The 14,864-nt window shown below is 47.7% G+C and carries 14 protein-coding genes; all 14 read left to right on the forward strand.

Annotated elements, in window-relative coordinates:
* Positions 1 to 17: 17 nt before the first annotated feature.
* Entirely contained in the window at positions 18 to 3,020 is a 3,003-nt protein-coding gene (locus B051_RS0106250) for a TAT-variant-translocated molybdopterin oxidoreductase (protein WP_018477328.1), read from the forward strand.
* Positions 3,021 to 3,040: 20 nt separating this feature from the next.
* Positions 3,041 to 4,468 carry an NrfD/PsrC family molybdoenzyme membrane anchor subunit gene (nrfD, locus tag B051_RS0106255; RefSeq protein WP_018477329.1) on the forward strand — a complete coding sequence of 476 codons (1,428 nt, stop codon included), beginning with the start codon at positions 3,041 to 3,043 and terminating at the stop codon, positions 4,466 to 4,468.
* Positions 4,461 to 4,985, forward strand: coding sequence for a DUF3341 domain-containing protein (locus B051_RS0106260; protein ID WP_018477330.1), 525 nt, complete (start codon positions 4,461 to 4,463; stop codon positions 4,983 to 4,985). Before nrfD ends, B051_RS0106260 begins: the two co-directional genes overlap by 8 nt.
* On the forward strand, positions 4,985 to 5,641 hold the full coding sequence (locus tag B051_RS0106265) for a c-type cytochrome (protein ID WP_026236220.1): 657 nt from the start codon (positions 4,985 to 4,987) through the stop codon (positions 5,639 to 5,641). Before B051_RS0106260 ends, B051_RS0106265 begins: the two co-directional genes overlap by 1 nt.
* Before the next feature lie 26 nt (positions 5,642 to 5,667).
* A complete protein-coding gene (locus B051_RS0106270) occupies positions 5,668 to 6,936 on the forward strand; it encodes a hypothetical protein (protein WP_018477332.1) in 1,269 nt (422 codons plus the stop codon).
* A 177-nt stretch (positions 6,937 to 7,113) separates the two neighbouring features.
* The gene (locus B051_RS20980; protein WP_018477333.1) at positions 7,114 to 8,019 is read left to right on the forward strand and encodes a cytochrome c oxidase subunit II; all 906 of its coding nucleotides are present in this window, start codon (positions 7,114 to 7,116) and stop codon (positions 8,017 to 8,019) included.
* Between the two features lie 18 nt (positions 8,020 to 8,037).
* Positions 8,038 to 9,864, forward strand: coding sequence for a cytochrome c oxidase subunit I (locus tag B051_RS0106280; protein ID WP_018477334.1), 1,827 nt, complete (start codon positions 8,038 to 8,040; stop codon positions 9,862 to 9,864).
* A gap of 5 nt (positions 9,865 to 9,869) precedes the next feature.
* On the forward strand, positions 9,870 to 10,946 hold the full coding sequence (locus B051_RS0106285) for a COX15/CtaA family protein (protein WP_018477335.1): 1,077 nt from the start codon (positions 9,870 to 9,872) through the stop codon (positions 10,944 to 10,946).
* On the forward strand, positions 10,946 to 11,842 hold the full coding sequence (gene cyoE, locus B051_RS0106290; protein ID WP_018477336.1) for a heme o synthase: 897 nt from the start codon (positions 10,946 to 10,948) through the stop codon (positions 11,840 to 11,842). The genes B051_RS0106285 and cyoE overlap by 1 nt, the downstream gene beginning before the upstream one ends.
* A 3-nt stretch (positions 11,843 to 11,845) precedes the next feature.
* Positions 11,846 to 12,436: a cytochrome c oxidase subunit 3 gene (locus tag B051_RS0106295; RefSeq protein ID WP_018477337.1), complete on the forward strand. Its 591-nt coding sequence runs from the start codon at positions 11,846 to 11,848 to the stop codon at positions 12,434 to 12,436.
* Between the two features lie 26 nt (positions 12,437 to 12,462).
* A complete protein-coding gene (locus B051_RS0106300) occupies positions 12,463 to 13,209 on the forward strand; it encodes a cytochrome c oxidase subunit 3 (protein WP_026236221.1) in 747 nt (248 codons plus the stop codon).
* Positions 13,210 to 13,289: 80 nt separating this feature from the next.
* The gene (locus tag B051_RS0106305; RefSeq protein WP_018477339.1) at positions 13,290 to 13,637 is read left to right on the forward strand and encodes a cytochrome C oxidase subunit IV family protein; all 348 of its coding nucleotides are present in this window, start codon (positions 13,290 to 13,292) and stop codon (positions 13,635 to 13,637) included.
* Positions 13,638 to 13,649: 12 nt separating this feature from the next.
* A complete protein-coding gene (locus B051_RS0106310; protein WP_026236222.1) occupies positions 13,650 to 14,318 on the forward strand; it encodes an SCO family protein in 669 nt (222 codons plus the stop codon).
* Complete coding sequence (locus B051_RS0106315; RefSeq protein ID WP_018477341.1) at positions 14,296 to 14,850, forward strand: DUF420 domain-containing protein; 555 nt, start codon at positions 14,296 to 14,298, stop codon at positions 14,848 to 14,850. The genes B051_RS0106310 and B051_RS0106315 overlap by 23 nt, the downstream gene beginning before the upstream one ends.
* Positions 14,851 to 14,864 lie beyond the last annotated feature (14 nt).

A 14,864-nucleotide genomic window follows, 5' to 3' on the forward strand; every position in this document is an offset into this window, starting at 1 on the left:
AGTTTTCTAGATATAATATGCAAGACAGAATAAAATACTGGAAGGGAATAGAGGAGCTTGAAAATACTCCTGAGTTCGCAAAACATGCTCATAATGAGTTTCCAGAATTCCTGCCGATAAACGAAACTAATGGAGCAGGAGAGTCTTCAGGTGTTACTGCTCCTAGAAGAGACTTCCTGAAACTGTTAGGCTTTGGTTTGGCGGCAGCCACGCTAGCTTCATGTGAGGCCCCGGTAAGAAAAGCCATACCTTACCTGAACAAGCCGGTAGATGTAGAGCCAGGTGTAGCTAACTGGTATGCCTCTACTTATTACAACGATGGTGATTTCAACAGCATCCTGGTGAAGGCACGCGAAGGTCGTCCTATAAAGATTGAGCCAAACCCTGGCTCTTCACTCACACCAAGAGGTACAAGCCCAAAGGCACAGGCTTCTGTGCTTAGCCTGTATGACAACAACAGACTGCGCACACCGCTTATCAAAGGAAAAGAGGCGCAGTGGGACCAAGTAGACAAAGAAATAAGAGCAGCACTCGCCGGAGCAAATGGCAAAGTCGCTCTTGTATCATCTACCGTTATCAGCCCATCAACCAAACAACTGATTAACGAGTTCGGTGCCGGGCTAGGCAATTTCGAGCACGTTACCTATGATGCCAACTCTGCATCTGCCCTAATCGGTGCGAACGGAGGCACGGTGCCAGGATATGACTTCAGCAAAGCGAACATTATCGTAAGCATCAACGCTGATTTCCTGGGCACCTGGATTGCTCCAATTCCATTCGCTAACCAGTACATCCAAAACAGAAAGGTATCTTCTGATAAGCGAAATATGTCGCGTCACTACCAGTTTGAGGCCATTATGTCGCTGACTGGTGCGAATGCTGACGTTCGAGTTCCAATTAAGCCATCAGAAGAGCTGGCTGTAGTGACAGCTATTTACAATGGCCTCTCAGGGCAAGGCGCGAGCGCTCCTGCCAATGTGGATAAGAAAGCTATTGATGCAGCTATCAAGGATTTGAGAGCCAACAATGGTCGCGCCTTGGTAGTGTCTGGTTCTAACGACCCTGCTGTACAGACGCTGGTGACAGCCATCAATAAGACAATAGGTTCAGAAGGTGCTACCATTGACACGGCTGCTCCTTTCTATACCAAGCAAGGCAGTGATGCGCAGATGCTGCGCCTGATTGAAGAAATGAACAATGGTAGCGTTGCTGCCGTGTTCTTCTACAATGCAAACCCGGTATACGACCATCCGCTTGCGGAACGTGTGGTGAGCGGCTTGAAGCGTGTGCCACTGAAGGTGTCTTTCGCTGACCGTGTGGAAGAGACAGCTTCTCTTGCAGATTACGTAACGCCAGACCACCACTACCTGGAATCGTGGAATGACTACGAGCCGAAAAGAGGCTTTATCTCTTTGGCTCAGCCGGTAATCAGCCCGATTTTCATGACGCGCCAGATGCAGGACAGCCTGCTGGCCTGGAGCGGCAACAAGACCACATACTACGATTATATCCGCAACAACTGGAGAAAAGCAGCGACAGGAGACTTCAACGCCTTCTGGGAAAAAGCTGTGCACGATGGTGTGTTGCAGAATGGAACAAGCATGCTGGCTGTGAATACAGGAGCTGCCAGCACCATGACTGCTTCAGAGGCTGCCGGAAGAGCTGCAAAAGCCGCTGGAAAAGGGATTGAGGCTGTTGTGTATGAGAAAGTGGCGATAGGCACTGGCTCAGAAGCCAACAACCCATGGTTGCAGGAGATGGCGGATCCAATCACCAAAGCTACTTGGGACAACTACATTACGATGCCACGCAGAATGGCAGAAGAAATGGGAGTGGTACAGGGCAATGTGATGAAGGTGTCGTTTGGCAACGGCAAATCCATAGAGCTGCCAGTGCTCGTTCAGCCAGGACAGGCACAGGGCACAGTAGGTATAGCCATGGGCTATGGACGTCAGCTGGATTCCATGCCGACGGCAAAAGGACGTGGCGCCAATGCTTTCCCTATTGCCACTGTGGTAGACGACGCCATCCTATATACAGGTGCCGTTCAACTGGAGAAGACAAACTCTACTATTGAGATTGCCCAGATGCAGACGCACCACACTATCATGGACCGCCTGATAGTGCAGGAGAACACACTGGCAAAATACCAGGAGAACCCGAAAGAGGTTACCGAATACATCCGCCTTGCTACACACGAGGGGCCTGCGAAGCCAGCCGCTATCTCTCTTTGGGAGGATTACGAGTACAAGAACCACCACTGGGGTATGGTGATTGACCTCAACTCCTGTATAGGTTGCGGTGCGTGTACTATTAGCTGCCAGGCAGAGAACAACATTCCTGTGGTAGGCAAGCAAGAGGTATTAAATCGCAGAGAGATGCACTGGATGCGTATCGATAGATACTACAGCTCTGTGGAACACGAGGAGAAGGATTACAAAACCATGGAGGATCCTGCTGAGAATCCAAGCGTAATCTTCCAGCCAATGATGTGCCAGCACTGTAACCACGCTCCATGTGAGACGGTTTGCCCAGTTGCTGCCACCATGCACAGCTCAGAGGGTGTTAACCAAATGGTATACAACCGCTGCGTAGGTACCCGCTATTGCGCTAACAACTGCCCTTATAAAGTGCGCCGTTTCAACTGGTTCGCTTACGCCAACAACGACAAGTTCGACTTCAACATGAACAACGACCTGGGCAAGATGGTGTTGAACCCGGATGTGACTGTTCGTTCAAGAGGTGTGATGGAGAAATGCTCCTTCTGCGTGCAGCGTATTCAACTTGGCAAGCTAGAGGCAAAGCGTGAAAACAGAAGACCAGTGGATGGTGAGATAGTGAGTGCCTGTGCGCAGTCATGCCCTACCGATGCCATTATCTTCGGCGACATGCTGGACCCGAACAGCCGCATATCTCAGATTCTAGTGCGTGAGAATGGCGAGCGCGCTTTCCACGTACTGGAGGAACTGAACGTACAGCCAAACGTGACATACCTGACAAAAATTAGAAACTTAGCTTAATTTAAAACTTAGATAGCGCTATGCAGCACGTATCTCCGATAAGAGAGCCTCTGGTAACGGGGGGTAAAACATACCACGATATCACCGAAGATGTCTGCAGACAGGTGGAGGCGAAGCCCAACGCACGTTGGGCCGCTGCCCTGGCTGTGGCACTTGTGGGACTGGCTATTTTTCTTTGGTCCGTATACCGCACCCTTTGGTTTGGTATTGGTGAGTGGGGTCTAAACAAAACAGTAGGTTGGGCATGGGACATCACAAACTTTGTTTGGTGGGTAGGTATCGGTCACGCCGGTACGCTTATATCAGCTATCCTCCTGCTATTCCGTCAGAAGTGGAGAACGTCCATTAACCGTGCAGCGGAAGCGATGACGATTTTCGCCGTAATCTGCGCCGCCATGTTCCCGGTACTCCACATGGGCCGTCCTTGGCTGGCTTACTGGGTACTTCCCCTGCCAAACACCTTTGGCTCGCTATGGGTGAACTTCAACTCACCTCTTCTTTGGGACGTATTCGCGATTTCAACTTACTTCTCTGTTTCCCTGGTATTCTGGTACATCGGTCTTATACCTGACTTTGCTACCATCNGTGACAGAGCGACTGGCCCTATCGCCAGAAGAGCCTATGCCTTCCTTTCTTTCGGCTGGACTGGTTCTGCCAAGGCATGGTCACGCTATGAAACAGTGTCGCTGATTTTGGCAGGTCTTGCAACACCACTGGTACTTTCTGTACACACCATTGTATCCATGGACTTTGCAACGTCTGTTATACCTGGCTGGCACACGACAATCTTCCCTCCATATTTCGTGGCAGGTGCGATTTTCTCAGGTTTCGCCATGGTACTGACGCTGATGATTATCACGCGTAAGGTCTTCAAACTGGAAGACTATATCACACTGGAGCACGTGGAGTCTATGAACAAGGTAATCATCCTGACTGGTTCTATCGTCGGTGTGGCTTACATCACTGAATTCTTCATTGCCTGGTACTCAGGTGTGGAGTATGAGCAGTACGCCTTCATCAACCGTGCGACTGGCCCTTACTGGTGGGCTTACTGGTCAATGATGACTTGTAACGTGATTACCCCACAGCTTTTCTGGTTCAGAAGCATCAGAAGAAGCCTGACAGCTACCTTCATCATCTCTATCTTCGTGAACATCGGTATGTGGTTCGAGCGATTCGTAATCATCGTAACATCACTGCACAGAGACTTCCTGCCATCTTCTTGGGCAATGTTCTCTCCGACTATCATAGACGTGGGCGTTTACGTTGGAACAATAGGACTCTTCTTTACGCTCTTCCTGTTGTTTGCCAAGTTTTTCCCTGTAGTGAACATGGCAGAGGTGAAAGCCATACTGAAGTCTTCTTCAGAGGTAACGCATCACCCAGTAAAGACTATGCACGGTACTGATAAGGATTCGAACACTAATACACATCATAGCAATGACTAAAAAATTCGTTCTAGGTATCTACGATGATGAGGATGTCCTGCTGCAGGCCATCGAGAACGTCCGGGCTGCCGGTACAAACATATATGAAGTATTCTCACCATATCCGGTACACGGCATAGATGATGTATTAGGTATAAAGCGATCCAGATTACCCATCGTGGCATTTTTCTGTGGCCTTTTCGGTACTTCTTTCGCTTTGTGGATGCAAATCTGGATGCTAGGATTTGACTGGCCTATGATAATCGGTGGTAAGCCACACATTTCGCTACCAGCCTTTATCCCGGTAACATTTGAATTGACTGTACTGTGTGCAGCCTTCGGTATGGTGATTACCTTCTTCATTGTGACTAAACTGAAACCTTCTTTCAAGGTGAATGTTTTTGATAAGCGCTCTACAGATGACAAGTTTGTGATGGCAATTGAAGTGAAGGAAGGTGTAACAGACATGTCAGCACTTAACAACCTGCTCCGTACCAATGGTGCCATTGAGGTAAATGAGAAGGAGGTAAGCAAATAATGAAAGGTCTACTAAATTTAGGCGTAAAAGCCTCCGCCGTATTATTCACAGGCGCCATGTTGGTAGCCTGTAGCAACAATCAGGACCCAGGATTGGAGTATGCTCCTGATATGTACCATTCTGTGGCGCTGGATCCATATTCTCAGGTAAAAGAGAACCTGTACAACCCAGGCGGACTGAACATGCGCGAACCTGCGCCTGGCTCTGTGGCCCGTGGAAAAATGGGGTATAACATGTACCTGTCAAAGGACGAAGCCGAAGTAGCAGGAGTGGAGATGAAAAACCCTCTCGAGTACAACGAGCAGAACCTGGCTGAGGGACAAGTATTGTACTCGCGCTTCTGTGCCTCATGCCATGGTGCAGAGGGAGACGGACAAGGACTGGTTGGACAGAAATTCAAAGGTGTTCCATCCTACAGTGCTGGTAGAGTAGCTACATTGCCTGCAGGACATATCTACCATGTCATCACCAACGGAAGAGGCAGGATGATGCCACATGGTTCACAGGTGAACCCGACGGAACGTTGGAAAATTGTGATGTATGTGCAGCAATTGCAAAAAGGAGAGGCTGGGGCAGGCGCTGGAACAGAAGAGGCGCAGGAAGCAGCTGAACCCGGAACGGAGAACCCAGCAACAGGTACTACACCTAATAACTAAGTCTAAGCAATAATATCAAAAGGGTAATGACAGAAGAAAGACTCATCATTTCCAGAAAGACGAATAACAAGTTTTTCTTAATGATTGCTATAGGTGTTGTTCTGCTTATAGCTGGTATAATAATAGCAGCCCTTGGCGGAGGAGCCGAGCATGCAGAAGGGCATGGCGAAGCTGCTGCGGCAGGACATGAAGCGGTATCATGGACAAAGCGCCTGTACGTGAACCTGTGGTTGAACAACGTGTACTTCACAGGTATAGCATTAGTAGGCGTGTTCTTCGTAGCCGTACAATATGTGGCTTACGCAGGATGGTCCGTATTGATTAAGCGTATTCCTGAAGCATTAGGCTACTACCTGCCAATTGGTGGCGCCGTAATGTTGATTGTATTCCTGCTTGGTGGCCACGACATATTCCACTGGACACACGAGTACCTGTACGATGTGAACGATGAGCGATATGACCCTATCATTGCTGGTAAGGCACCTTTCCTGAACTTCTGGTTCTTCCTCATCAGAATGATAGCCTACTTTGTGCTGTGGATTCTGTTCTTCAACTGGCTGAGAAGAAACTCCATCAACGAAGACCTCCACGGAGGCACCTCCTACTACCACAAGAGCATTCGCATTTCTGCCATGTTCCTTGTTGTATTTGGTGTTACTTCTTCACTCTCGGCTTGGGACTGGGTATTGTCTATTGACACACACTGGTTCTCCACCATGTTTGGCTGGTACGTTTTTGCTAGCTGGTGGGTATCCGGTTTGGCAGCTATTACGCTAACCGTCATCATCCTGAAGCAAAATGGATACTTGAAAATGGTTAACGCGAACCACCTGCACGACTTGGGCAAGTTCGTTTTCGCCTTCTCCATCTTCTGGACCTACATTTGGTTCTCCCAGTTCATGCTGATTTGGTATGCTAACATTCCGGAAGAGTCCATCTACTACATTGAGCGACTTGGCGGCAATGACGGTCACTATAAGTGGATTTTCTTCACGAATCTGATTGTAAATTTTGCATTCCCTTTCCTGGTGTTGATGACAAGAGATGCGAAACGTCAGATGATTATGCTGAAAATAGTGACCATCGCCATACTGGCTGGACACTGGCTCGACTTCTACCTCATGATGATGCCAGGAACCCTGCGCACAGGTGCTGGTATAGGATTTATTGAGATAGGTACAACACTGGTATTCTTAGGTGTATTCTTGCTGACGTTCACAAAGGGACTTGCCAAAGCCTCATTGGTGCCAGTAAACCACCCGTTCGTGGAGGAGAGTGTTCACCATCATGTTTAGAGATCATACTAAAAGCGTTATATAATGATTACGTTCGCCATAGGTTTATCCTTAATACTGTTATTAGTTATACTTTTCCTGTTGTTCAGGATTGGTACACTGGCCTCTATCTTCAGAGGTTCAACACAGCGTGCCGTTGGAACTACCAGGACCAGTAACAAAGTAAACGGTATATTAATGCTGCTTTTCCTCATAGTAGGAGGGGCAGCCTTCGCGTGGTCTTTCTCAGATTCCTGGGATGAGATGAACCAGCCGCTGGCCTCTGTTCACGGTGGATGGACGGACAGCCTGTTCTGGACTACCATGGTAGTGATTGGTATCGTGTTCGTCATCACACAGATTCTGTTGTTCTGGTATTCTTACAAGTACCAGCACCAAGATGACAAGCGAGCTTACTATTACCCGCACAATAACAAACTGGAGATTGTCTGGACAATGATTCCTGCTGTTGTGATGGCCCTTTTGGTATTCGCAGGTTGGAAGACATGGACAAACATCACAAGCGCAGCCCCTGAGGACGCAGTGGTGATTGAGGTGATGGGCAAGCAGTTCAACTGGATGGCGCGCTACCCTGGAGGTGACGGCAAACTGGGAACAGCCAATGTACAGTACATTGATGCCGTAAACGAAATGGGAGTGGATTTCAGCGATCCTAACTCCATGGACGACTTCATGCCACGTGAAATCCACGTGCCTAAAGGAAAGCCGGTACTGCTGAAAATCAGGTCACGAGATGTGATTCACAGTGTTTTCCTGCCCCACTTCCGCTTGAAGATGGACGCAGTGCCAGGTATGCCAACCAAGTTCTGGTTCGTGCCAACCAAGACGACTGCTGAAATGCAGAACGAAACAGGTAACCCGAACTTCACCTACGAACTTGCATGTACTGAGATTTGTGGAAAAGGCCACTTTGCCATGAGATTCATACTTGTTGTTGATGAACCAGAGGATTATGAGGAATGGGTAGCTTCGCAGAAGCCTTTCATCGAGCAGAACCCACAGCTTCTGTCAAAGTTCACTGGCGAGTCTGATAATCAGATGGTGCTTGAAAAGAGTGCTGAAGAAGTAAAAACAGAGTTGTAGCATTAAAATCAATCAACAATGTCTAGTACAGATATCTCTATCAATAAGGATGTGCATCATGCTCACGAAGAGCATGACCATCATCATGACCAAAACTTTTTCGAGAAGTACATCTTCAGCCAGGACCACAAGGTAATCGCAAAGCAGTTTCTTTTTGCAGGTATCTTCTGGGGCTTTGTGGGTGGTTTCCTCTCCGTCATCTTCCGTCTGCAGTTGGGCTGGCCTGAGGCCACATTCACCTTTCTGGAGCCTATTCTGGGTGAGTGGATAGTGAACGGTAAACTGGACTCAGAGTTTTACCTGGCTCTGGTGACCATGCACGGTACCATCATGGTGTTCTTCGTGTTGACAGCCGGCTTGAGCGGTACCTTCAGTAACTTCCTGATTCCACTGCAGATTGGTGCACGGGATATGGCCTCTGGCTTTATGAACATGCTTTCATTCTGGGTTTTCTTCCTATCCAGTATCATCATGTTCATGTCCCTGTTTATAGAGACAGGACCTGCGGGCGGTGGCTGGACAGTGTATCCTCCATTGAGTGCATTGCCACAAGCGATACTTGGCTCAGGTCTAGGTATGACACTATGGCTGATTAGTATGGCATTGTTCATTGTTTCCCAGCTGCTGGGAGGTGTGAACTATATCACGACTGTAATAAACCTGAGAACAAGAGGTATGTCCATGACGAAGCTTCCGCTGACTATCTGGGCATTCTTCCTGACTGCTATATTGGGTCTGCTTTCTTTCCCAGTATTGTTATCCGCAGCACTGCTGTTGATTTTCGACCGTAGCTTCGGCACGAGCTTCTTCCTTTCCGACATCTACATCGCCGGAGAGGCACTTGCCAACACAGGTGGTAGTGCTATCCTGTTCCAGCACTTGTTCTGGTTCCTGGGTCACCCAGAGGTATACATCGTGATTCTGCCGACTTTCGGTATCGTTTCTGAAGTAATTGCAACCAATTCGCGCAAGCCGATTTTTGGTTACAGAGCGATGATTGGCTCTATGCTAGGTATAGCCATACTTTCTTTCGTGGTATGGGCGCACCACATGTTCGTGACAGGTATGAACCCGTTCCTGGGTTCCGTCTTCATGTTCCTGACGCTCATCATTGCAGTTCCATCTGCGGTGAAAGTATTCAACTGGATAGCTACGCTTTGGAGAGGCAACATCCGCTTCACAGCTGCCATGATGTTCGCCATTGCTTTCGTGTCCCTGTTCATTTCAGGTGGTCTGACAGGTATCATCCTGGGTAACTCTTCACTTGATATCCAGCTGCACGATACCTATTTCGTAATTGCCCACTTCCACCTCGTGATGGGTGCAGCGGCCTTCTTCGGCATGTTCTGCGGTATCTATCATTGGTTCCCGAAGATGTTTGGCAGAATGATGGACGAGAAGCTCGGATTCGTGCACTTCTGGTTAACGTTCTTGGCAGTTTACCTGGTGTTCATGCCAATGCACTACCTAGGTATAGCAGGATTCCCTAGAAGATATTACTCCTGGACAGGCTTTGAAGCTTTCAATATGTTCGCGGACATGAACAGCTTCATCAGTATAGCCGCTATACTTGGCTTCACGGCACAGTTTATCTTCCTGTTCAACTTTATCTTCAGTATTTTTAAAGGACGTCGTGCTACCGCTAACCCATGGCATTCCAACACATTGGAGTGGACTACACCGGTTAACCCAGGTCACGGCAACTGGCCAGGAGAGATACCTACGGTATACAGATGGCCATATGATTATAGCAAACCAGGTGCAGTGGAGGATTATATCCCTCAGAACGTACCATTCTCTCAGACGCAGTCTTCAAACCTGCCGCATGAGAGAGACTTAGAATAGCTTGAATGACAGTTAAATCTTTTCCATACAAAAGGTTTAGATATATTGGGGTACTTACAGTAGTAGCTGTATACTTTCTAATATTGGTTGGAGGAATCGTGCGGAGCACCGGGTCAGGGATGGGTTGTCCTGACTGGCCCAAGTGTTTTGGCAGTTGGGTTCCTCCAACTGATGTTAGCCAGTTACCAGATGATTACTTGGAGGTATATAAGCAGCAAAGGGTAGATAAGAATCGAAAGCTTGCCGGATACCTGGATAAATTGGGGTTCGAAAAAGTATCAGCCTCTATCTTCTCTCATCCAAACCAGTACATTGAGACGGAGTTCAACGTCACCAAAACCTGGATAGAGTATCTGAACAGGCTGGTAGGGGTAGCGATAGGAATCCTGATTTTCTTAACTGTCTTGTATGCTGTTCCGTTTCTTAAAACTGATAAAGCCATCTTTTGGCTTACGTTCATCAGTTTTCTGTTAGTAGGGTTTCAAGGTTGGCTAGGTTCCATTGTAGTGTCAACCAACCTCTTGCCTGTTACCATAACAGTACATATGGCGCTGGCACTGGTGATAGTGGCCTTGTTACAATATGCGGTAATGCGTTCACAGTCAGGAATGATTCAGACACGTTTTGACCGCTCGAATTGGCTGTTTACGATGATGGGAATAGTCATCATCGCTACTTTTGTGCAAATCCTGATTGGCACCCAGGTAAGAGAAGAGGTGGACATTGTAGCCTCGGAGATGAATGGAGGCAACAGAGATTTATGGATTGACAGGCTGGGCCTAAGCTTCTACATCCACCGTTCTTTTTCCATCCTGTTATTGGCGATAAACCTTTACCTGGCTTATCTGGTGTATAAGCTTAAAGACCGCCAATTGAAAGTACTGACGAGTTGGATGCTGTTCATGCTAGCTATCGAAGTGGTGTTTGGTATTGTCATGGCCTACTTTGCCATACCTGCATTCCTGCAGCCGCTTCACCTGACCATTGCTACGCTGCTCTTTGGAGTGCAGTTCCTGATGTTGATTGTTTACTATTACGCCTCTAAAAAGGCGACTGAAAAACCGGTAGTGGTTCTAAACTAATGATTACAGATAGATTAGAATCGGTGCTGTCCATAGGAATTATGGCACAAAAAGCTTCAGCTTACTTCAAGCTTCTTAAGTTCAGATTGAGTTTCACTGTCGCTTTTTCTAGTGCTATAGGCTATATACTGGGGCAGCCGGGAGGGAGTTGGATTGGTATTGCATTAGTGATGTTGGGAGGATTAATGGTGACAGGCTCTGCAAACATCATCAACCAGTTGCTGGAAAAAGACCTGGATAAGCTGATGAAGCGAACAGCCGGACGACCTCTGCCAACAGGGCAGGTGAGTCCTCTGGAAGCGGCGATATACTGTGCTGTACTAGGTATAGGAGGCTTGCTCCTGTTAGGTACCTACTTCAATGTACTGACAGCGGCTATTTCTTTGGTATCGCTCATTTTGTATGGTTTCATCTATACGCCTCTCAAAAGGATAAGCCCTATCAATGTGTTCGTCGGCGCTATACCTGGCGCTTTGCCTCCATTGATTGGATGGGTAGCTGCGACTGGCGTTTTGAGTGTGGAGGCGTGGATACTATTCGGCATACAGTTCATCTGGCAGTTCCCACATTTTTGGGCAATCGCTTGGGTACTGGATGATGATTACAAGCGAGCTGGATTCAAGATGCTTCCCTTTGAAGGAGGCAAGAATCTGAAGACGGCGGTGCAGATTATGATTTATACGCTGATGCTCATACCGCTCAGCTTGCTTCCCCTGCAGTTTGGCATGACAGGCACTACATCGGCGTTGATAGCCGTGGTATGCGGAGTGCTGTTCTTGGCACAGACTTTTCACCTCATGCGCACCTGCACTAAAAAGGCTGCCATGAACATCATGTTTGGTTCATTTTTGTATCTGCCTATCGTTCAGATAGCTTTCGTTTTAGATAAAATTTAAGGAATGGATATGGTTGCGAAATCATTTGGAGAGGATGAAAACACAGTAGGAATACACCCATTAAAGTTTTCGCTGTGGTTGATTATTATTAGTATTATTATGATGTTTGCAGCCTTCACGAGCGCCTATATAGTGCGGCGTGCGGAAGGCAACTGGCTGGAGTACGATTTGCCGAACATCCTGCTGATAAACACCGTCCTTATCGCGCTCAGTAGCGTGACAATGCAACTAGCTCATAATGCGGCGGCAAAGAACAACCTTTCCATGCTGCGCATGATGCTGTTCCTGACTTTTAGCTTGGGACTGGCTTTTTTAGTAGGACAGTGGAGTGCGTGGGGGGAGATGGTAGACAATAACATCTTCTTTGGAGGGGAAACAAGTAACCCTGCCGGTTCATTTATGTATGTATTAACTGGCGTACACGGGTTTCACCTGATTACGGGCCTGATATACCTTGCTGCGGTGATAGTGGCTAGTTTAAAATACAAGGTCCATTCCAAGAAGATGCTGCGCATACAGCTATGCACCATCTACTGGCACTTTTTGGGTGGTCTTTGGATATACCTGTATATATTTTTAAGAATAAATCACTAAACACGTTTCTTTTCAATACATAAACTATGTCTACATCAACTACGCTGGAAGCACCTAATACAGGTACATGGGACGGTGGTAACGAACCATTGAAAGCGAGCTATGGAAAACTCATGATGTGGTTTTTCCTGCTATCTGATGCATTTACTTTCGGTGCATTCCTGATTGTTTATGGTCTGTCACGTCACAGTCACCTGCCTTATACAGGAGAGCCTGAGGCCTTCACTTTCTCAACCGAATGGTGGCCTATACCTGAGAAAGTGTTCAACGCTTTCCCTGGTCTACATGGAATGGACCTTCCACTGGCCTTCGTGGCTTTAATGACCATGATTCTTATCCTGAGCTCTGTGACCATGGTACTCGCCGTGGAAGCAGGACATAGAATGGACAAAAACGATGTGCAGAAGTGGTTGCTGTGGACTATCCTGTTTGGTGCGACTTTCTTGGGATGCCAGGCGTGGGAGTGGTCTCACTTCATAGCAGGTACTGAGGAAGGCATGGTGCTGGCAGACGGTACGCGTATCTTTGGGGCAAACCTGACGGTAAACCAATATGGCCCGCCGTTGTTTGCAGACCTGTTCTTCTTTATCACAGGTTTCCATGGTACGCACGTATTTATAGGCTGGACGCTTTTGGTGATTGCTTTCATCAGCACCGTAAACGGCGTATACCACAAGCGGGGCCATTATGAAATGGTAGAGAAGATAGGCCTTTACTGGCACTTTGTAGACTTGGTGTGGGTATTCGTATTTACCTTCTTCTACCTCATCTAAACCAAAACGATAAATAAAATACAGCTGCAGCGACCGGTCTTTTGCTGGCCGGAAGCTGCCTCTAACACATAAAACATACTATGGCAGCTCATTCGGACCATTCAAGCGATTTCCACCAGACAGGTGATATTCCAAAGGCGCAGACCAAGGTAATCTGGAAAACGTTTTTCATTCTGGTAGCCCTCACGGCAATCGAGTTCCTTTTCGCCTTTACCATGGATGCAGGCACTTTGCGTAATTCCATTTTTATCATCCTGACGATATTCAAAGCTTTCTACATCGTGGCTGAGTTCATGCACTTGAAGCACGAGTCCAAAGCACTTATCTGGTCTATTCTAATTCCTCTAGCCCTGTTAATCTGGCTGATGGTGGCCCTTATATCGGAAGGAAGTTATTACTACGATTCGATCACGAATTACTTCAATTAAAGTATTTAGCATATGAGTAATGTAAAGGCACTAATATTAGGAATCCTACTATTAGTGCCTCTTCTCGTTTTTATATTCATCGGCAATTTCGGTGAACACCACTTCACGCTTCGCACCTACTTCCCGAAGGTGGATGACACTGGGGAGGTGCTGTTCGACGCGAAAGGCGATACGCTCTTTAATCGAATTCCGGCATTCAAACTGACTTCGCAGAAAGGCGAGACCATCACTCAGGAGCAGCTGGACAATCACATTTATGTAGCGGATTTCTTCTTTGCCACCTGCCCTGACATCTGTAAAGAAATGTCGTCGCAGTTGGTACGGGTGCAGGAGACTTTCCAGGATGAACCTCAGGTGAAAATCGCCTCGTTCACTGTGAATCCCGAGTACGATACGGTGGAGGTGCTGCGCGAATATGGAGAGCGTTATGGCGCAGACCCATCCAAGTGGTACCTGTTGACGGGGGACAGGGAGCAAATCTACAGCCTGGCTCGCAACGGGTTCTACCTGCCGGTGCAACAGGTGCCGGGGCAACAGGAGTTCATCCACAGTGAGAAATTCATGCTCGTGGATAAGAACAGACGCGTACGCGGTATATATGATGGGACGGATGCAGCCGATGTGGACCGACTGATTTTAGAGATTAGAGTTCTTTTAGATGAGTACAGCAAATCAAAATAGCCCGGTTCTGGGCAAAGACAAGAAGTACCTGGTGCTGATTGCTATTCTGTCGGTGGTGATACCGGTAGTAGTGGCCATGCTATTTTTCATGCCGAAGGAGGGAAGCAGCTCAGTTGACGTTTCGTTTCTACCTACTCTGCATGCCATCCTTAATTCCATGACGGCCGTTGTGCTTGTAATAGGGTACTACAACATCAAACGGGGCAACATCGCGGTACACCGCATTTCTATGGCAACGGCCTTCGGTCTGTCAGCTATCTTCCTGGTTTCCTATGTGACTTACCATTTCCTGGGGGAGCGCACCATTTATGGTGGGGACGGCATGCTGAAGCTGTTTTATTACTTTATCCTGTTGACCCATATCGTGCTGGCAGTCGTGATTGTGCCGCTGGTGTTGTTGTCCGTGTACTTTGCCATTAGCGAGCAGTTTACCAAGCATCGCCGTATATCCAGATGGACGTTTCCGATTTGGCTGTACGTAGCCGTGACGGGCGTGCTTGTTTATATAATGATATCGCCTTACTATACCTAGAACCTTGAGAGGGA

Source organism: Pontibacter roseus DSM 17521 (assembly GCF_000373265.1).
GTDB classification, from domain to species: domain Bacteria; phylum Bacteroidota; class Bacteroidia; order Cytophagales; family Hymenobacteraceae; genus Pontibacter; species Pontibacter roseus.